This is a genomic window from Nonomuraea sp. NPDC050227, from assembly GCF_044459705.1.
In the GTDB taxonomy this organism is placed as follows: Bacteria; Actinomycetota; Actinomycetes; order Streptosporangiales; family Streptosporangiaceae; genus Nonomuraea.
The window spans coordinates 892,018-910,544 of the sequence record NZ_JBITJF010000001.1 but is presented as its reverse complement, the minus strand read 5'-3'; the positions used below and the strand labels follow the sequence as shown (position 1 = coordinate 910,544).

18 protein-coding genes and 1 pseudogene are annotated in these 18,527 nt (G+C 65.6%); 9 read left to right on the top strand and 10 right to left on the bottom strand.

Features of this window, described 5'->3' with window-relative positions; translation table 11 throughout:
- Window positions 1-51: 51 nt before the first annotated feature.
- The 5 genes from ACIBK9_RS04925 to ACIBK9_RS04905 form a co-directional block, all read right to left on the bottom strand.
- Window positions 52-2,277: a cell division protein FtsK gene (locus tag ACIBK9_RS04925; RefSeq protein ID WP_397155215.1), complete on the bottom strand. Its 2,226-nt coding sequence runs from the start codon at window positions 2,275-2,277 to the stop codon at window positions 52-54.
- Window positions 2,274-2,483 carry a hypothetical protein gene (locus ACIBK9_RS04920; RefSeq protein WP_397155213.1) on the bottom strand — a complete coding sequence of 70 codons (210 nt, stop codon included), beginning with the start codon at window positions 2,481-2,483 and terminating at the stop codon, window positions 2,274-2,276. The genes ACIBK9_RS04925 and ACIBK9_RS04920 overlap by 4 nt, the downstream gene beginning before the upstream one ends.
- Before the next feature lie 14 nt (window positions 2,484-2,497).
- Window positions 2,498-3,439: a hypothetical protein gene (locus ACIBK9_RS04915; protein ID WP_397155211.1), complete on the bottom strand. Its 942-nt coding sequence runs from the start codon at window positions 3,437-3,439 to the stop codon at window positions 2,498-2,500.
- Window positions 3,440-3,630: 191 nt separating this feature from the next.
- A complete protein-coding gene (locus tag ACIBK9_RS04910; protein WP_397155209.1) occupies window positions 3,631-3,906 on the bottom strand; it encodes a WhiB family transcriptional regulator in 276 nt (91 codons plus the stop codon).
- A complete protein-coding gene (locus tag ACIBK9_RS04905) occupies window positions 3,903-4,052 on the bottom strand; it encodes a hypothetical protein (RefSeq protein WP_397155207.1) in 150 nt (49 codons plus the stop codon). Before ACIBK9_RS04905 ends, ACIBK9_RS04910 begins: the two co-directional genes overlap by 4 nt.
- Window positions 4,053-4,500: 448 nt before the next feature.
- On the opposite strand from ACIBK9_RS04905, the gene ACIBK9_RS04900 reads away from it, so the two are divergent.
- The 3 genes from ACIBK9_RS04900 to uppS all read left to right on the top strand — a co-directional run bounded on the left by ACIBK9_RS04900 (window position 4,501) and on the right by uppS (window position 7,045).
- Window positions 4,501-5,340 carry a GntR family transcriptional regulator gene (locus ACIBK9_RS04900; protein WP_397155205.1) on the top strand — a complete coding sequence of 280 codons (840 nt, stop codon included), beginning with the start codon at window positions 4,501-4,503 and terminating at the stop codon, window positions 5,338-5,340.
- Window positions 5,340-6,029, top strand: coding sequence for an HAD family hydrolase (locus tag ACIBK9_RS04895; protein WP_397155203.1), 690 nt, complete (start codon window positions 5,340-5,342; stop codon window positions 6,027-6,029). The genes ACIBK9_RS04900 and ACIBK9_RS04895 overlap by 1 nt, the downstream gene beginning before the upstream one ends.
- 224 nt (window positions 6,030-6,253) lie before the next feature.
- On the top strand, window positions 6,254-7,045 hold the full coding sequence (gene uppS, locus ACIBK9_RS04890) for a polyprenyl diphosphate synthase (protein WP_397155201.1): 792 nt from the start codon (window positions 6,254-6,256) through the stop codon (window positions 7,043-7,045).
- A 352-nt stretch (window positions 7,046-7,397) separates the two neighbouring features.
- Here uppS and ACIBK9_RS04885 read toward each other — a convergent pair whose 3' ends face one another.
- On the bottom strand, window positions 7,398-7,823 hold the full coding sequence (locus tag ACIBK9_RS04885; RefSeq protein ID WP_397155199.1) for a GntR family transcriptional regulator: 426 nt from the start codon (window positions 7,821-7,823) through the stop codon (window positions 7,398-7,400).
- Window positions 7,824-7,927: 104 nt separating this feature from the next.
- Between ACIBK9_RS04885 and ACIBK9_RS04880 the strand changes: the two genes are divergently transcribed.
- The gene (locus tag ACIBK9_RS04880) at window positions 7,928-8,572 is read left to right on the top strand and encodes a hypothetical protein (protein ID WP_397155197.1); all 645 of its coding nucleotides are present in this window, start codon (window positions 7,928-7,930) and stop codon (window positions 8,570-8,572) included.
- Window positions 8,573-8,760: 188 nt separating this feature from the next.
- Window positions 8,761-9,543: a class I SAM-dependent methyltransferase gene (locus tag ACIBK9_RS04875; protein WP_397155195.1), complete on the top strand. Its 783-nt coding sequence runs from the start codon at window positions 8,761-8,763 to the stop codon at window positions 9,541-9,543.
- A gap of 272 nt (window positions 9,544-9,815) precedes the next feature.
- Here the strand turns inward: ACIBK9_RS04875 and ACIBK9_RS04870 are convergent, their stop codons facing one another.
- Together ACIBK9_RS04870 and ACIBK9_RS04865 are read right to left on the bottom strand one after the other, a co-directional pair.
- Window positions 9,816-10,325, bottom strand: a complete 510-nt coding sequence (locus ACIBK9_RS04870) for a tyrosine-type recombinase/integrase (RefSeq protein ID WP_397155193.1) — start codon at window positions 10,323-10,325, stop codon at window positions 9,816-9,818.
- Between the two features lie 652 nt (window positions 10,326-10,977).
- Complete coding sequence (locus tag ACIBK9_RS04865) at window positions 10,978-12,348, bottom strand: hypothetical protein (protein ID WP_397155191.1); 1,371 nt, start codon at window positions 12,346-12,348, stop codon at window positions 10,978-10,980.
- Window positions 12,349-13,064: 716 nt separating this feature from the next.
- On the opposite strand from ACIBK9_RS04865, the gene ACIBK9_RS04860 reads away from it, so the two are divergent.
- Window positions 13,065-13,472: a hypothetical protein gene (locus ACIBK9_RS04860; RefSeq protein WP_397155912.1), complete on the top strand. Its 408-nt coding sequence runs from the start codon at window positions 13,065-13,067 to the stop codon at window positions 13,470-13,472.
- 32 nt (window positions 13,473-13,504) lie between these two features.
- Here ACIBK9_RS04860 and ACIBK9_RS04855 read toward each other — a convergent pair.
- A pseudogene (locus ACIBK9_RS04855) lies at window positions 13,505-14,116 on the bottom strand (ice-binding family protein); the annotation flags it as partial.
- Window positions 14,117-14,972: 856 nt separating this feature from the next.
- On the opposite strand from ACIBK9_RS04855, the gene ACIBK9_RS04850 reads away from it, so the two are divergent.
- Window positions 14,973-15,770, top strand: coding sequence for a L,D-transpeptidase (locus ACIBK9_RS04850; RefSeq protein ID WP_397155189.1), 798 nt, complete (start codon window positions 14,973-14,975; stop codon window positions 15,768-15,770).
- 1,204 nt (window positions 15,771-16,974) lie between these two features.
- Complete coding sequence (locus ACIBK9_RS04845; protein WP_397155187.1) at window positions 16,975-17,757, top strand: class I SAM-dependent methyltransferase; 783 nt, start codon at window positions 16,975-16,977, stop codon at window positions 17,755-17,757.
- A gap of 10 nt (window positions 17,758-17,767) precedes the next feature.
- Here the strand turns inward: ACIBK9_RS04845 and ACIBK9_RS04840 are convergent, their stop codons facing one another.
- Window positions 17,768-18,163, bottom strand: coding sequence for an SRPBCC family protein (locus ACIBK9_RS04840; RefSeq protein ID WP_397155185.1), 396 nt, complete (start codon window positions 18,161-18,163; stop codon window positions 17,768-17,770).
- Here ACIBK9_RS04840 and ACIBK9_RS04835 point away from each other — a divergent pair.
- Window positions 18,143-18,511, top strand: a complete 369-nt coding sequence (locus tag ACIBK9_RS04835) for a hypothetical protein (RefSeq protein WP_397155183.1) — start codon at window positions 18,143-18,145, stop codon at window positions 18,509-18,511. The genes ACIBK9_RS04840 and ACIBK9_RS04835 overlap by 21 nt on opposite strands.
- Window positions 18,512-18,527 lie beyond the last annotated feature (16 nt).

Here is an 18,527-nt window from a genome sequence, read left to right as displayed (position 1 = left end):
AGGTGCTAGCGCTAGCAGGGTCAGCCGCTAGCGCTAGCAGCCTCCGAGCGGTCAGCCGGAACCGTTCCGACGGTTATGTTCGGCGATGGCGTCGGCCAGATCGTCGAAACGGATGCCACGCCGGGTGACGGGCTTTCCGTCGATCCGGCGGCCGATGGAGGCGACCGTCACTCCGTGCGGCTTGAGCGCGGTGGTGAGCTGTTCGGAGGCCCAGCCGTTGTAGACGTCCGGTCGCAGCTCGCTCAGGTAGCCGCACAGGGTTTCGTTCCAGGCGCCGTTCTCCCCTGCGGGCCAGACCTTCGACAGGTCGGCCAGCAGGTCGAAGGTGGGCGCGTCGTCACGGGTCTGGGTGTCGGGTTCGGGCAGCGTTCCTGCGGCGGTGCGGAGGGCGATGGCCCGGGTGACGACCTTCTGAGCGTCGTCGGAGTTCACCTCGTACGAGCGGCGGGCGGCCGGAGTGCCCAGACCAGCCAGGATGCCCCATCCGGCCTCCACGACCGGCTGGAAGACGGTGGCGCGGTAGCCGTTCTTGTACATCGAGGTGCCGAGGATCATGTCGTTGGCGACCTGGTCGGCGACGCTCATGCAGTAGCGGGTGTTGACGTTGCGGGTGATGCCGGTCGGCAGGCTGTCCTTGTCGGGGATTTGGGTGCCGATTAGCAGGATCACGCCAAGGGCGCGGCCGAGCTTGATGACCTTCTCGCAGATCTCCCCGGCTTCCTTGCCGTGCTTGGGGTCGAGAAACAGTTCCTGGATCTCGTCAATCCCCACGATCAGCGGGTGCAGATCAGAGCCCTTGAGGCTGGCCAGCTCGGGAGTGACCTTGTTCTCCGGGGCCTTCCCGAGAGCGGCGTAGTGGGCGATGCGCTTGGAACGACGCTCGCACTCCTTGTACAGCCAGCGGATCATGCCAGCGCAGCGCGCCTTGGTCTCGTCGTCGAAGCCGTTGCCGTACTCGGTGCAGACCGGCTCCAGGACCTTGAAGTCCCCGACGCCCTTGAGTTCGTAGATGCGCAGCTCGGCGCGCGGGTCCAGCGAAGCGGCGAGGACGGCCAGGCGCAGGGCGAAGGTCTTGCCGGAGCCGGGCTGTCCGCCCACGAGCCAGTTGCGGAACATCAGCGAGGCGTTGACGGTCTCCATGCGGGGCGTGGTGGCGAACGGGAAGGGTTTGAAGACGTCCACCTTGCCGTCTCGCAGAAGTGGCCAGGCGGGCTGCTTCATCTCGGACGCGGGCTGGTAGCCGACCCAGAGCGCGAGGCGGCCGGGGTGGCCGGCACCAGGCTCGGGCCAGACCTGGTCCATCGGCAGGCGCATGGCGGACGCCAGGCGACCGCGCCGCGCCACCACATCAGCGGCCTCGACGCCGTAGGGCAGGTCGATGATGGCCAGGTGGCCGGGACCGTCGCGGTGGATCTCCTGCGGGAAGCTGATCGCGTTCGGATCCTTGCTCACGGCCTGGTTGATGCCAGCGATGCCGCAGTGCATCAAGGCCCGACGGACCAGCTCGGCGGTGAGCTTGCGGTAGCGCGGTCCCTCCGAGACGCGATCCGTGATGGGTGCGTCCGCCGGGCGTCCGGCCCGTGCGAGCACCGGCAGCGCGGCAGCCTGAGTCGCCCACCGAACCCACGTCGGCAGGTCGGCCAGGGCGAACACGAGCAGCCCGACAGCGGCCAGGACGCTGCCTCCGGCCAGCACGAACCAGCGCCACCGGGACTGACGCTGGCGCTGCTTGTCGAGCTTCAGCCAGGTCTCGGGATCGTTCCGGTCGGCGGCGTACTGGCGCAGCGCCCAGTTGCCCTCTTCGGCCGTGGCCCAGTGGAGCAGGCGGCCAAGGGTGCCGAACAGTCCGGGCACGGCGTACCAGAGCGTCTTGGCGGCGTACTTCGGGGCGCGTACGGCGTGGTAGCCGACGACGTATCCTGCATCCCTGGCCTGCCAGGAGAGCATCGCCCGGATGCCCTGCCAGGTGCGGAACCTGGCGGGGATGATGGGTGCCCGACGCTGAGCCTTCTGCGCGGGGTACGGCACGGCGTCTTCGTCGGGCGGATCCACGGGACTGCCAAGGGCCTGGTCCTCGATGGCGATCGTCTCGCGGTCGAAGAACTCGTCGGACTCGGCGTCCTCTTCGGTGGAGGTCGCCCGACGACGGCTGTTCAGTGGCACGACCTGGCCGCCGCGCTCGTCGGCCTTGGGCGGGTCGGCGAACTGGAAGCCGTTCAGGTCGGCCGAGGATCCCTCGGCGAGTGGGTTTTCCGGTTCGTGCGGGTTCTGCGTCATGATGAGGTCACCTCGTTGCCGTAGCTAGGGGCGGGGTTGCGGGGCGCGACCGGAGTCTTGGCGGATGAGGTCGCGCCCTGTGCGTTGGTCTGGAAGGCCATGTGGATCTCAGCCCGGGTACGCGGGCCGGTGACCAACATGCGGATGAAGATGGCCACCGGCACGGCCAGACAGGCGGCCGTGGCGATCATGGCGATGTGGAGCATTGGGAGTCCTCCTCTCAGGTGAAGTTGGGATTGCTGCGTAGGGCGTCGCGAACGGCTCGGGCCGTGTCCATCCCGCAGCCCAGGGCGCGGCGGAACTTGTCCGCCCCGGCATCGACCGAGAGCTGACCGGTGCCGACCAGGCGGCGAGCTCGGGCGGTCAGCTTGTCCACCGTCGCGGCATTCACCCTGTACGAAGGGGTGGTAGGGGTACCGGAAGAGCTGTGATCGAGACCGGAGAACGCGGCCAGGATGATGGGCAGCGCGGTCACGACCGCCACCGCGACGATCGGCCCCAGGACGTGCAGGACCAGCCGGGACAGTGAGAAGTCGTCGGCCACGAACGGCAGGTACGGCCAGGCGTTCATGGAGAGCGTGAGCCCCAGGAACAGCCACTCGATCCGTACGAGCTTGGGGTCGTCGAGCGGTTGGCCTCGCGTGCCGAGATAGGCGCGTGCGCCGACCACGACCAGCAGGGCCAGGGACAGGAACGGTTCGACCAGCCAGGCGAAGACCCAGGCCGGAGACCAGGGCGCGGCACCGTCGGCGGCGAAGTGCTGCACACCGGCCGTTGACCAGGCCAACGCCAGTGTGAGCGAGATGAGCGCGGCCGTAACGAGCAGACGCCGCATCCGTGCGGCCTGCCAGGCGCGCATCTCGGGGTCTTGGGCCAGCGTGTGAAGTCGCGCCGCCTGCTGTGCGGACTTGCGGCGCTTGCGCACCTTGGGCGTGTCCAGCAGCAGCGGGGCGTCGTCCTCCTGGAGGTCGGCCAGCAGGTGCGCTTCGGCGACTTCGGCGCGTAGCTTCCGCACCCTCCGGGTCTCACCGGTTGCTTGCGGTCGGGGCGACGGAGTGGAGGCTGAGCCCTGATTGGCGAGCTCTTCCAGGTGGGCCAGCGCACTGGCCATTTCCTCTGGAGTCGGCTCGTTGGACGGGTCGGGATTACCGATGATGCTCATGACGGGTTGGTCCTTTCAACGACCGGACTGAGAGCGGGCGAGAGTGCGGCAGACCAGGCAGCCGCCGTGCGAGCGCGGGCCGTGGGTGCGGCAGAGCTGCACCTGAACGGCTGCGGTAGGGCCGCAGTGGCGGCAGCTGTACGGACTCTGAGAACGGCGAGTGCATTCAGAGCACTGGAAGCGGCCGGCCATCACGCCACCACCTGTGCCGCGATGGTGTTTCGGTCGTCGGGGCTGAGCCCTGCCCAGATGCCCTCACCGGGGTCGAGCTCCAGCGAGTAGGTCAGGCACTCGACCAGGGCCGGGCAGCGGCGGCAGATGGCCTTGGCGCGCTGTTCGCGCTCCTGGCGCTCGTCGCGCCGCTCTCCGTCGATGCCGGTGAACAGGTCGGCCGTGTCGGGGCCGCACGCAGGATCCGCGTCCAGGACAGCGGTCAGCAGGTCGGCCAGGGTGACGGAGCGGTTCATGCCGACACCCCCGTACCGATCAGGAGATCGGCGAGGATCAGCTGGGCGCAGGTGGGACAGACGGCAGGGATGGGAGGCTCGGTGCCGGGCGGGCACTCCTCCACTCCCTCGCAGACGATGCAGACGAACTGCATGTCCTCAGTCATGATGAGAACACCTCTCTTGAGGAGGCATCGGGGCGGCTCGTGTCTTGGCGGATGAGGGCCGCTCCGATGCCGAATGTGATCGACAGCGAACGATGGGACTTGCTCAGGCCCCATGACGGGAAGACCTGAGAGCCGTTCGATCAGGAGCCGATTCCCCCTGATCAGGCCGCCTTTTCAGTGGGAGGCGGTCACCCGGATTCAGTTCTCAACTGCGGCGGTTGCTCCAGCCCGTCGGCGTGCGCCGATGTCGGCGCCTTCCCAGGTCTTCCGGCTGTGCAATTCGGGCTGCTTGGCCAGCTAGGCCGCCAAGCAGTCCGGCATACTTCCCGCCTGACCAGGTTGGCTAGGCAGGTTGTACAAGCATCATGTTGATTGGCCTGGCTAGTCATGTCAAGAGGCATGACCAACTTGGCTAGTAATGTTGTTCAGGTGGGGCTACGATCGGGGCATGAGACTCGATCCGGACGACCCTCGTCCGCCCTTTCAGCAGGTCGCTACGCAGCTCAGAGCGGCCATCCTCACCAGGAAGTTCGCGCCCGGGGAGAAGCTCCCCTCAGGGCCGGAGCTCGCCAAGACCTTCGGCGTGGCGCGCCAGACGATCCAGCAAGCCATCCGCCTACTCAGGGAAGAGGGGCTGATCGTTTCCCGACAGGGAAGCGGCGTGTTCGTCCGGGAGAAGACCGCGCGCCCCGTTGGCCTGCGTCCTCACATCGAGGAAGCGTTCAAGCGGCCCGAGGTGTCCATAGACTTCGCCGGGTTCTCCGGCGAGACGTTGCACGGCGCGGTTCAGGAAGCGCTCGACAACATCCGGGCGGGTCGCCTGACTCCCGAGCGCATCTCCATCCGGCTCCTGCTGCCTGACACCAGCCGCCCTTGGTCCCTCCCCTGCCGGGTGGACAACGGGCAGGACGAGCCCCTGTTCAGGCAGCGGGCAGAGAAGATCATCTCCCGGCACGCCCAGGCCATCGTGGACTCGGTCCATGAGCTGAGAGATCTCGGCCTGGTGGCGCATGCGTCTGCCCAGGTGCGGATCAGCGGAGAGCCGCCCCGGTCCAAGATGTACGTGATCAACGGGGAAGAGGCGTTCTTCGGCTACTACGCCGTGGCAGAGCACACTGTGGCCTTGGGCGGTGGGCCTGTCGAGATGTTCGACCTGATGGGGAAGGACACCGAGCTCTTTCACTTCGCGCTGAGCGATGGTCCCGATTCGACGTCGGCTCAGTTCGTCGAGCAGTCGTCCGCGTGGTTCGACGCGGTGTGGAACAGCGTCGCCCACGAGGCGGCGTAATGGCGCTCTCGGGATCGGCGGCCGTCCGGGCGGTCATGGGCGAGACTCGATGCCTCCTGCTCGACTTCGACGGGCCGGTCTGCGACATCTTCGCCGGACTGCCGGCGCCTACGGTGGCGGATGCTCTCCGCGCCACGCTGGAAGCAGCTGGCGCACGGCTTCCACCGACAGTGCGCGCCACCAATGACCCGCTGGAGGTGTTCCGGCACAGCGCATCCCTTGGCGACGAACTCAACGAGCTCGCCATGAGGAGACTCACCGAGTTGGAGGTGAAGGCGGCCGGAGTGGCACGGCCGACACCGGGAGCGTCGGAACTCATGGAACGGGCACGCGACAAGGCCCTGCCCGTGGCCATCGTCAGCAACAACTCCGTGGCCGCAGTGACGACCTTCTTGGATCGGGAAGGACTCGCCGACCTCGTTGAGTACGTCTCCGCGCGAGCCACTGCGGACCCATCCCTCATGAAGCCGAACCCGCACTTGCTCAATCAGGCGCTGGTCCATCTCGGCGCGGAGCCGTCGTCTGCTCTGCTGGTCGGCGACTCCACAACTGATGTCGAGGCATCCAAGCACGCCGGGGTGATTGCGGTCGGCTACGCCAATCGGCCGGGGAAGGTCGAGCGGCTCAGTGACGCAGGAGCGGATCTCATCGTCACAGGTATGCAGGAACTGGCAACAGCGCTCAGATGAGCCACCGCCCCCCGAACCCCCTTCTCGCAAGCTATCCCTGGTAACCCAGCCGTGCTCATCTATGTCTTCAACGAGCTCCGCTGACCACGCTCTGTCATCGTCGATTCACTGCTATCAGCGGGTGTTCTTCGACGAGAAGGAGCGGCTTCCGTGACGTACAGCCAGGTGGTGCGACCGGCGTGAACTCGCCCGCCGCGGTGGCAGCTGCTATTAGGGTGCTGCTTGTGCTCTATGCCCTCTACGCCCGTCACCTGCGCTCCCGGCTGCTGAAGGGCCCACTCCCCGCCCACGTCGCCCTGGTGATGGACGGCAACAGGCGATGGGCCAAGGAGATGGGGCTGGACAACCCGAGCCAAGGACACCGCCACGGCGTCGAGCACATCGAGACCGTCATCGGCTGGTGCGCCGACCTCGACATCAGACACGTCACCATCTACGTCGCGTCCGTCGACAACGTTCGCAAGCGCGAGTCGGCGCAGGTCGCCTTCTACATGGGACTGATCGAGGAGATCATCGCGGGACGGCTGGTCGACTCGGCCCCCCGCTGGCGGCTCCACGTGGCGGGACGGCTCGACGAACTGCCCGACCCCACGGCCCACGCGCTCAAGCTCGCCATCGACCGTACCCGCGACAGGGAAGGCTTTCACCTGACGCTCGCTATCGGATACGACGGCCGGCAGGAGGTGGTCGACGCGCTCAGATCCGTGCTGACCGACAGGGCGGACGCGGGCGTGCCAATCGACGAGCTCGCCCGAACGATCACCGCGGACGACATCGCCGCCCGCCTCTACACGGCCGGGCGGCCCGACCCGGACCTCATCATCAGGACAAGCGGGGAGCAGCGGCTATCGGGGTTCCTGATCTGGCAGTCGGCCAACGCCCGGCTCCACTTCTGCGAGGTGTACTGGCCCGGGTTCCGCCACATCGACTTCCTGCGCGCCCTCCGCTCCTACGCCGCCCGCCGCCCCTCATCCCACGAGACCTCGAACCCCCACCCCGTAACCACAGCCCCGTGACCTCGTGACCCGCGTGACGCCCACCGTCCCATGACCCATGACCGTCGTGACTCTCGTGACCCCCGATCCCATGACCCCGCCACCTCCCGGCGGTCACCCGCCTTTCGTCGCGACCAGAACGTGGCCGTGCAGGGGCGCGTGTAGGGCGCCGTCGGGCGCGGCGGGTTCCCGCAGGACCAGTAGGTGACGACTAGGCGCACGCCGTCCTCACCGGCGTGAGCCCTGACCGTTTCGCCTGCACAAACGCCCTTCACTCGTGATCGTCCTGCGGATAATCCGCGGACTGGCATCTCTGGGCACCCGACTTCAGAGCAACGCTCTTCCCGCTTCTCAGGGGCCCTTCAGGGGCTCCCTACGCCTCCTGATCCCCCGATGCAGGACCAGCGTCGATCGCTGATCGCGCCAGGACCTCAGCCCGACCATCCGAATAGGTGACGACCAACACGGGTTCGCCCTCCGGCAGGTTCAAGGTCATGCGCTCCTTGGCCGTCGGCATCCGGGCAGTGATCCTCGCGGGCTTCTCCAGGCTCACCACGGTCAACTCCGGTGGCTGCCGGACGGTGCTCCCCCGCCGGTTCTCCGTGTCGATGAGCCCTTCGGTACGCAGGAGCCGGAGCGCTTGGCGAACGGTCGCCTTGCCCGTGCCGAACTCCTCCGCCAGGGCGTCTTCGTTCTTGAGCTTGTCTCCTGGCCGCAGTGTGCCCTCTTCGATCTGGGCGCGCAGCAGGTCAGCCACCTGCCGGTAGAGCGGCGTGAACGAGTTCGGATCAACCTGCACCGTCCCATGATTCTGGTGCAATAGCGCTTCTGCACCTTTACGCTATTGCGCTATAGAGCAATCTTAAGCGCCTGGTGACCGACTCCACACAGGGAAGTGCAACCATGACCGGGTACACGACCGTCCCGTACACGATCGCGTTCGCCAACGAGCTGGTGGCAGACCCGATCGCCTTCGAGCCCTTCGCGGGAAGGCTGCGCCTGGCCTACCAGCCATCGCAGCCCGGCGACTGGATCAGGCCACCCGCTGCGGAACCATGGCGGCCGGACATCCTCCGAGCAAGGACCCGCGACTTGCGAGACAAGCCTGATCAGCGCGGCCCCGAGCGCATGAGGAAGCTCAACACGCGACGGCAGTGGCGCTGCATGAACAAGCTTCTCTGCCAGGTATGCGGTGGGCCGGCAGCCGACCTGGAGTCGGGTCTGATCCCCTGGCCGCTGACCAAGACCGTGTTCGAGAGGACCGGCTTGGACAGCGGCCGTACCAACGCTCCGCCGACATGCTGGAGCTGCGTCCCCAAGGCGCTGGAACAATGCCCGACGCTCCGGACTGAATTCACCTTGTACACAGTGAGGGCCGTCGAGAGCGTCGGTGTACTGGCTGATCTATACCGGCCAGGAATCTTCCATGAACCGATTCCGACCGCGCACAACGTCTTCGTTCCATGGGATGCGCCCCGATACCACCCTCGTACGCTGGCCGTCGCCCAGGTACTGGAACTCCGTGGCATGAAACTCATAGGGCCTTAGAAGGATCATCATGCGATTTCGAGTATCAGCGTCCCTGCTGTCCCTGCTGTCTCCGAGCCTGCCCCGACCAGCACAAACGCAGAGATCGTCCAGGGACTCTCGCAGAGAGTGCTGTCCCAGCTGTCCCGAAGAGCAAGAAAAGCCGTTCTATACGATCCGGGCTTCTGAGTCCGTCTATGGTCCCCTTCATGGAGGACCTGTTCGGCGGCGCTGCGCCGTACTACGCCAGATACCGTCCGGGCTACAGCGAAGCGGCGATCGAGCACCTGGCGGAAACGCTCGGCTCGCACAGCCGAGTGCTGGATCTCGGCTGCGGCCCTGGGACGATCGCGATCCCGCTGGCCCGGCGGGTGAGGGCGGTACTCGCTGTGGACCCGGCGCAGGAGATGCTCGCCGAGGGCAGGCGCCTGGCTGGGGGCGTCACCAACATCACCTGGTTGCACGGCGACTCGACCGTTCTGCGGGCATTGCCGCCGTTCGAGCACGTGGTGATGGGTCGCTCGTTCCACTGGATGGACCGTAGGTCCGTGTTGATGGAGCTGGACGAACTGCTGCCGCCTGGCGGCGCAGTGGCTCTGATCAGCCCAACAAGGCAGCAGGGAGAGCCGTGGCAGCCGGACGCGCAACCGTGGCAACGAGTCGAAAGGCGGGTATGTGAGGAATTCGGGCTCGACATCCACACCGCCGCCAACTCCTTCCACGCCACCGGCGAGCACCACCACGAGATGCTGGCCGCCTCACCCTTCAGCAGCATGGAATCTCGTGAATTCAGCCGCCTTCTCACCTGGAATGTTGACGGGCTGATCGGGCTCCAGCTCTCCTACTCCTACAGCTCCCCCGCCCGGCTCGGCGACAACCTGTCCGCCTTCGTCAAGACCTTGCGACAAGCGTTGCTCGCCGACAACCCAGCAGGCCAGTGGGAACAGACACTTGCCATCGAGGTACTGGTCGCCAGGCGGCCTGGGCGCTGATCTTGCCCGGCACCCATGAAGCGCCCATAAATTGCGCTTCGCCCGCCTTCCTCGGCCGCGCTACGCGCGGAAGACCGCTGTAACACCCTGGGGGGCGACCCCAGTGTTACAGCCGATTCCCCTCTGCATGGGTCTCATTCGGGGTCTCAGTTCATCCCTGTACAGGGGTGTTCATCAAGGTCTTCACAGGGTCTTTCGGCCCAGCTAGAGGCCACCATGACCGGTGGCGAACGAAGGTCCACAGACTTGGAAAGCGTGTAAAGGGCAACCTTTCAGGGGTTCAAATCCCCTATCCTCCGCCAGCTCAGAAGGGGTGCGCCGAGATCACGGCACACCCCTTCTGGCTTTCCAGTCTCAGTTGGCCTCTTGAGAGGGCTCTTCCCCTCCTCGCTCGACTCCCCGAGCAGGCCATCGCCCTGCTTGGCCACCGTGTTCCGGATGCCGTCGGTGACGTGCTGGTACCGGCGCGCCATGCCGCCGCCGGACCACCCCATGACGCCCATGACCGTTCGCTCGGGAACTCCCAGGATCAGTAGGACAGTCGCGGCGGTGTGCCGGGCGTCGTGGAGCCGACTGTCCCTGAGTCCGGCGGAAGCGAGCAGGTCTTTCCACTCGTGGTAGTCGCTGTAAGGGCTGACGGGACGACCGGTAGCAGTGGCGAAGACCCAGTCCTCCTCTTCCCAGAGCTGGCGCGCCTTGGCGCGCTCCGCTTGCTGTTCGCCTTGGTGCTTGCGCAGTAGAGCGATGAGCTGAGCCGGAAGTCCGATGGTGCGGCGGCCCACGCGAGACTTGGTATCAGCGGTCTCGGCTCTCACCTGCTTTCGGTCGGGACAGTAGCCAGGCTTCCAGACTCATATCGCCTTGTCCCGGCCACCGGTGGCCAGGACAGGGCCCCGTCGCTGCGCTTGCCCATCGTCACAGTGACGATCGTGCTGGAATGAGTGGTGAAGGACTCTCCTACCGCCCTTCCAGTGTCCAGATCCCAGACCGACACGTTGCCGGAGTCATCGCCGTAGCCGATGACGGTGGAGCCGTCACGGCGCTGCCCTGCTGCCATGCCGGCGAACGTGGTGGCGGGGACCCGGATGGACTTTCCGGCAGGCTGTCCCGTGTTCCGGTGAGGGATGGCCGGTGTTCGCGGAGACGGCGGCGGGCGTGTGATCCCGGCGCTTCCCAACCGCCAAGGCTCGGACCTGGCACTCATGACAGCTGAAGAGGTACTTGCTGAGCGGCGCTCCCGGATCAAGGCTTCGGAAGCCGGTTCACAGAAAGTCGTTTCCCCCGGGCAGGGCGGCGATCAGTTCTGTCCCCATGGGCCGATCATGCCTGGCCGTACTGGCTGGACATCTCCCTCACTCCGGGCGCGGCCGGCACCCGGCGGGCCGGCCACTCGGCCGCGCCGCGCACGACAACGTTGATCATCTATGTCCACCCCTACCATCGAACGGTCGCGATTCGGGCCATCATCGGGTCCGCCCAGGTGCGTAGATGTCCGGCGAGCCGCAGCAGCGGCCCCGCCAGCAGATAAGCGCCCACAGCGAGGCCGTAGGCAAGGTATATCCACTGACCCGCACTCAGGGGCTTGCCTCCCACCACGAACGGATACCACAGCGCGCTGAACTCCGGCGTGTAGAAGCAGATCGGCGCCTCGTACTGGCCGCCACCGTCGGGCCAGCACACCTTGGGAACGTCGACGTCCCCGAACACCGCACCGTTGAGCCCAGCCCAAACCGACAGGCCGAGTGCCAAGACTGTGATGAAGTCGGCCACAGCCGAGTCACCCGGCCGATGGCACCTTACGGCCAGCGCGAATGCGGCGGGCACTGCCGCGAACAGCAAATACCGCGGCCCCCAGAACGACGAGCCGCTCCATGACCAATACATCGCGTACAGCAACAGCAGCCCGATCACGAATGCCAACCACAGATCGTAAAGCTGCCGTCCGGCGGCTAGGTCACGCAGCCGCTCTCGTACGGGCAGGAACAACCCGGGGGCGAAGAACAGCAGGCCTTTGCCGAAGGAGAAGACCAGCGACAGAATCCCGAAGAAGATCGGATAGCTGAAACCCGGCAGGCCGGAGTAGGGCATGATCGTGCGATTCCCACGGTTATCCGCCTCGTAGCCAGTCGCGAATGGACTGCCACGCCGGAGCCACGCCTCCACCATCACCAGCGCAACCGCTGAGCAAACCGCCAGTACCCAGCGCAGTCTCCGGACGTCCCAGATCCACTTGGTGGTCATCAGCGCCATGGCGGGCAGGGCAGCGGGCGTGCTGGCGACCCCAACGGCTATCGCCAGCCATCCTGGCCGGACCTTGCCTGCGACCAGCCCGACAGTCCCTGTGAGAACGAGGATGGCGGTGAAGGTCTCGCCGTTGTATCCCAGCTGATGGTGGGCGAACATCGACGCAAAGATCAGCAGCAGGATGAACCGCCGTAGGAGCCGCCGGGGCAGCCGGTCCCGCAGGGTGAACCAGACAAATGCCAGTCCGCCCATGAGCAGAAGGGTGTTGTAGCGCAGTGTCCACCACTCCGGCGATCCTACGAGCTTCCCGATCAGCCAGAGCGGGGCCGAGAGCAGCGGCCCGACCATCGAGTATTTCCCGTCCGAGACCGTGCCTTGCGTGAGCAGGGCCGTCAACTGGAAATAGCGGACCGAGCCGTCGCCCCAATCCAGGCGGGGCAGGAGAAAAAGCATGCCGGCGAACCCTGCGACGATCAAGAACGTCTCGACCCTGGCGGCCACGCGATTGTCGTCCTCGGGAGGCACATGGACCGTGGGTCGCTCAACGACTCTGATGCTCACCCTTCAAGACCATGACGAGTTGCCATCCAAGAGAGAGCCAAAAACACGGCCCGTCATCATCACGAGCATGTCCTTTGAAATCGGCATGCCATGAGGCGGCCGACCACTGGATCCCTGGGATCCAGTGGTCGGCCGCCTCATGATTCGCAAGCCGGACCGGCGGGATGGACCGTCAGCCGGTCACTCGGAGGTTCTTCCTGACCACCGTAGGAGCAGGTGCCAGAGCAAGCCTTAGAGCGCCGGAGGCCATGCGGTATCGGGCCTCCCCGAAGCAGGGCTTCTCGTAGCAGGGCTCATGGGCGCCGTCCCTGTCACAGGATTCTGGGTGGCAGGGCGCCTTGAAGCAGGTCTCGTGGTGCCCATGGTCGTACGAGAACTCCGAGTGGCACTGGCCCTTGGAGCAGACCTCGCGGTGCCTGTCGTCGTACGAGAACTTCGAGTGGCACGGCGCCTCGTAGCAGGGCTCATGGTGGCCATGGTCGTAAGAGAACTCCGAGTGACACGGCGCCTTGAAGCAGGGCTCATGCTGCCCATGATCGTACGAGAACTCCGAGTGACACGGCGCCTCGTAGCAGGGCTCATGCTGCCCATGGTCGTACGAGAACTCCGAGTGGCACGGCGCCTCGTAGCAGAACTCATGGTGCCCATGGTCGTAAGAACATGGCGCGGGCTTGTGGGGCTTCTTAGTCGGCTTCGGCTTCTTAGTGTGGGTCGGGGTGACCGTCGGCGTGACCGTCGGGGTCACCGTCGGAGTGACCGTCGGAGTGACCGTCGGAGTGACCGTCGGAGTGACCGTCGGAGTGACCGTCGGAGTGACCGTCGGAGTGACCGTCGGAGTGACCGTCGGCGTGACCGTCGGCGTCACCGTCGGCGTCACCGTCGGCGTCACCGTCGGCGTCACCGTCGGAGTGACCGTCGGCGTCACCGTCGGGGTCACCGTCGGCGTCACCGTCGGGGTCACCGTCGGGGTCACCGTCGGCGTCACCGTCGGCGTCACCGTCGGCGTCACCGTCGGCGTCACCGTCGGCGTCACCGTCGGCGTCACCGTCGGCGTCACCGTCGGCGTGGGAGTCGTTGTTACGCATTCGTCGATGTCGACGGTGTTGGTGTCAAGGCTGACCTGACCGTTGCGGGCCAGCAGCCGGCCGTTGACGGTGGCGCCTGTGTTCGCCGAAATCGAGGTCAGGGCGAGAATGTTGCCGACGAACGTGGAGTTCGTTCCGAGTGTCGCCGAGCTGCCCACTTGCCAGAAGACATTGCACGCTTGCGCGCCGTTGATCAGGTTGATGTTGCTACCCGACCCGGTGATGAGCGAGGAGCCGACCTGGAAGATGAAGACGGCATTGGGATCATTCTCACCGTCGAGGGTGAGCGTGCCAGTCAGGCCGAGTGTGGAATCGGCAGCGTAAATACCGTGCGGGAGTGTCAGGCCGGTGAGGTCGTCCGGAACACTAGTGGCCGGGGTTCGGCCGGCAGCATCGTCGTATGCGATGGTCAAGTCGGCTTGCGCCTGAAGGGCTACGGCATCAGCACTGTGCTGAGTTCCCAACACTGTTCCAGGCGGGAAACCGGTGATCGCGGTACCCGGGCTCACCCCCAAGTCGTCGCTAATGATGCTGGGGCCGGTGTTGGTGACCGCGCTCCCAGCCAGAACCGAGAAACTTTCGGCCGTTCCCAGGTCTACGGTGGCTACCTGAGCTATGCTCTCGCGAGACTGCACGAGAAAGAATGCACCGACGACGGGGACGAGTATCAGAATCGCCGCCATTCGGGAAAGCCCGGGCAGCCTGAGCAAGGCCTGTGTAAAGGTTCCGTTCATTAGCGCGTCATTCTCCCGGCAGAAGGGCATCGGATACGCCCGGTTCTTCTCGTCCACATAAGGCGAGACGTTCAACCTGCGCGAGATATCAATCCGCCGGACCTACCGCCATGGAGCCGTTGGCGCCCCGCGAAGCCCCGAGAGTGCTATCCCCCGCGACTTGGCACGCTACTTGCAGGCATCAGCCATAGTGAGCGCCAACACTTAAATGGCACATAAAACTCGATCAACTTTGAGTGCAAGCCTACGCTTCGACACAAACGAGAGTTTTAGGCAGTTAGTCCACTTTGCCCCTTGTGCTGCGCAAGCGCTGGTTGACTGCCGAGCAGGAGCAGCAGGAGGCTCGGGCGCGCACCACATCAGAGACCTCCAAGTAGTTACGCCAATCTCTGAAAATCCGACATCTGCTGACACCACGTTCACAAAGTACTGTGCCATCGGGCCATATAAGGTGCCCAGCCGCACACTGGACGCGAGGAGCCCCTCTACTTGAGCAGGGGGCACAGAAGATCATCAGCCGCAAAATGCGTCATAGAGTTGCAAAGCAAGAACTTCGCCAACCGACGCCCCAGCAAATCTTTGCATTGATCGGACCAGGGACAAGATGAGTGGCAGCTTTCAGCAGTGCTATATCTGGAACGCTCTCGCAGGTCCGGAGCCATGGCGTCCGACATTGCATCGACAGCGCGTTCCGAAGTGACGTCACCTCTCCTCTCAGGATCGTTCACCGGATTATTGGAGTTTCTTCTTGCGTGATTGCTTTCACCTCAACAGGCCCTGCCGTGGGGCGGGCTGGTCGACGAAGATGATCGTGTACAGCGCGCTAACGATCACGCCCCTGGCCGCCGCCTGCGGCACAGCCCCAGACAGGCCGCCCCATGTTGCAGCACCGGCTGCGGCCACGCCGCCGATCAAGCCGGTACCCGTATCAGCGGCACAAATAGCGCGATTGCCGCGTGCAACAACTTTCACCAGACTCCGTGGAGCACCGAAGGACTCCGGCTCACTCGATCCGGGAGATGGGAGGGTGACACATCCCACGAAACCACAGATAGTCTATGGCCATCCAGGAGGGCCCCCTCTGGCGATATTGCCTACCACTGAGATGGGGAGCGCAACATGGGTTCCGGTAGTGCAGACACAGCCAGGATGGGTTCGCGTCTTGCTGCCGAGCCGGCCGAACAAGTCAACAGGATGGATCTACAGTGACGGCGGAGGGCTGCAGAATGCATATAGCCCTTACCGCGTAGAAATCGAGCTGTCCGCTCGAAGACTTACCCTGTTCGAGGCCGGACATCGGCTGCATTCATGGAAAGTGGCCGTGGGCGCTGCGGCCACCCCCACACCGACAGGGCGGACATTCCTGCTGGCCGTCCTGTCGCCTCCCAAGCTGACCTACACCCCACTGATTCTGCCGTTGGGCATGCATTCGACTTCGCTTGACAGCTTCGATGGCGGGCCCAGCACAATCGCTTTGCACGGTTGGCCAGACAGAAGTGTGTTCGGCCGGGACATCAGTCACGGTTGCGTAAGGGTTCCCGCCACTGCCCTGCGCGTACTGTCTCGCATCCCATTGGGTAGTTCGGTCCTGATCACCGCTTGACCTCGACACAGTGGGCGATGAGCGAACGCCATCATTTCAACCAGAAACTCCGGCGTTCTGAGCAACCTAGGTCAATGGCGGTCGCGTCAAGGGCTTGAGCCGATTGCGATCTCGGGCTTTCTAGCTCCGGACGAGGCCGCCAACCGACGAGATATCCACTCGGGAGAACGCCAACCGGCCCTGCCGGCCCTTGTCTCGCTGGTGCGACGAGATGGGCCGGCAGGGCCGGTTGCCGTTGAGGTCGGCTATCAAAGATCTAGCATTGGTTCTGAACACCTCCAGGGGCAACAGATCCCATGTTCTCGGGCGCAAGCAATGGCACGTTGATCGTTAGAAGCTGGTAAGCGAGAGCGTTTGCGGGCGGATCACAGGGGGCGAGGGCAATGGCGCGACTCGCGGAGGCGGGGCCTGCGGTCAGCAGAGGCAGGGCCAGAGCGGCAGTGGCAGCAGCCAGTGCGAACATGCGGGAGGTGAAACGCATGAGCGGTGATTCCTTCCTTTGACGGGGTCACAGGAACACTACCCTCCGTAATCAAGCAGTGCAGTGCTCGACATGCCAAGCCGAGCTAGATATCGTTCAATTACTTAGTGTGGAGATGCTTGTCGAGGTCCCATGATGCACATCTCTGCGATGCACAAAAATGCACATGCGGCGAGACCTGGAGTTCTTCGACCAGCCAGAGAACGCTATTTGAGCAAATGCTCGATCGCCCTGAGTGATTTGCTCACCGTCACCTGGCGGACAAAACCACCAGGCGCGCCCCGACCGCTCCGAGGCCACGATTCACATCGCAATGATCGACATCATGAGCCGCCTCCTCACCGGCGAAAACACCCCGACATCGCGCGGCACCTGCACCCGGGACCAGGCAGGGGTGAACGCCCACTGAGCGAGCTTGGACGGAGAAGATGTCGAACACATCCGTGAGCTGCGATCCAACAAGAGTCGTAGTCTCAGTTCACCGTCGTTCGCAGGTGTTCATCGGGGCCCGCTCCATGGACTACAGGCCAGCTAGAGACCCCCATGACCAGCGATGAACGAAGGTCCACAGACTTGGAAAGCGTGTCTAGCGCAACCCATCAGGGGTCCAATCCCCTATCCTCCGCCAGTCCAGAAGGGTCATGCCAGGTCAACGGCATGACCCTTCTGGCGTTGTGTCGCCCTTCGGACGCCTCGACCGGCCGGTCTTCTATGGTCCGGTTCATGGAGGATGTGTTCGGCAGTGCCGCGCCGTACTACGCCAAGTACCGTCCAGGCCACGGGCAGGCGACGACTGAGCACCTGGCGAAGACGTTCGGCGCGGGCAGCCGGGTGCTGGATCTCGGCTGTGGCCCCGGGACGATCGCGATCCCCCTGGCGCGGCGGGTCGGGGCCGTGCTCGCCGTGGATCCGGCGCGGGAGATGCTGGCGGAGGGCAGGCGGCTGGCCGGGGGCGTCGCGAACATCGTCTGGCTGCGTGGTGACTCGACCGGTCTGGGGGCGTTGCCGCCGTTCGATCACGTGGTGATGGGACGGTCGTTCCACTGGATGGACCGCCGGTCCGTGCTGGTGGAGCTGGACGGGCTGCTGCCGCCCGGCGGCGTGGTGGCACTGGTCGGCCCCGCGAGGCAGCAGGGTGAGCCGTGGCAGCCGGACGCGCAACCGTGGCAGCCGATCGAGAGACGAGTGTGCGAGGAGTTCGGCCTCGACATCCACACCGCCGCCAGTTCGTTCCACGCCACCGGCGAGCACCACAGCGACGTGCTCGCCGCCTCGCCCTTCAGCAGCCTGGAGTCCCGGGTGTTCAGCCGACGGCTGACGTGGGACGTGGACGGACTGATCGGGCTCCAGCTCTCCTACTCCTACAGCTCGCCCGCCAGGCTCGGCGACCGGCTGCCCGCCTTCGTCGAAGCACTGCGACGGGCGCTGCTCGCCGGCAATCCCGCGGGCCGGTGGGAGCAGCGGCTGACCGCCGAGGTGCTGGTCGCCAGGCGCCCGGGGCGCTGAGCCGGTCGGGTCAGGCGGTCAGGGAAGCGTGCAGGGCGTCGAGGCCGTCACGGAAGATGGTGGTGAACAGGGCGACCGCCTCGCTCTCGCTCACCCCGACCGGGGTGAAGCAGCCGGACCATTGCACCTCGGCGGCGTCCTCGCGGCCGGGGATCGAGTGCACGCGCAGGGTGGAGAGGTAGCCGGTGACCGGGAAGGGCGCTTCGATGATGGAGCAGGTGTAGTGGCGCTCGGTCTCGCTGAAATGCATGAGGCGTTCGACGATCACCTCGCCGTCCGGGTTCGCCAGCCGGCGGACGCGGCCGCCTTCGAGCATGGTGCTCTCGGGAATGTAGGGAAGCCAGTCGGGCAGGGAGTGGAACCCGCCGATGAGGTCCCAGACCCATTGCGGGGATGCGGGCAGCACGCGGCTGACCGAGGTCGATGCCATGGTCGTTCCCTGGCGGTCGGGGCCGCGCTGGCGATCGGCCGCACCACCGGGCCGGGCAGCGTCCAGCTGAGCCTGCTGCTGTTCGGCGGCCCGATCCTGTACCTGGTCGCGCAGGCGTGGTGGTACTACGTCACCACGGGCCGCGCGTGGGCGGCCCGGCTGCTCGCGTGCGGCGCCTGCGCCGCCGCCGGGCTCGCGGCGCGCCGGCTGCCGCCGCTGGTGTCCGTGCTGATCCTGGACGTCATCCTCGTGGTGCTGGTCCTCGCCCTCACCCGGGTGCACCGCCAGGTGGCCGAGACGCTGAACCCCGATGACGGTGCCTGACGGCCGTCACGGGTGG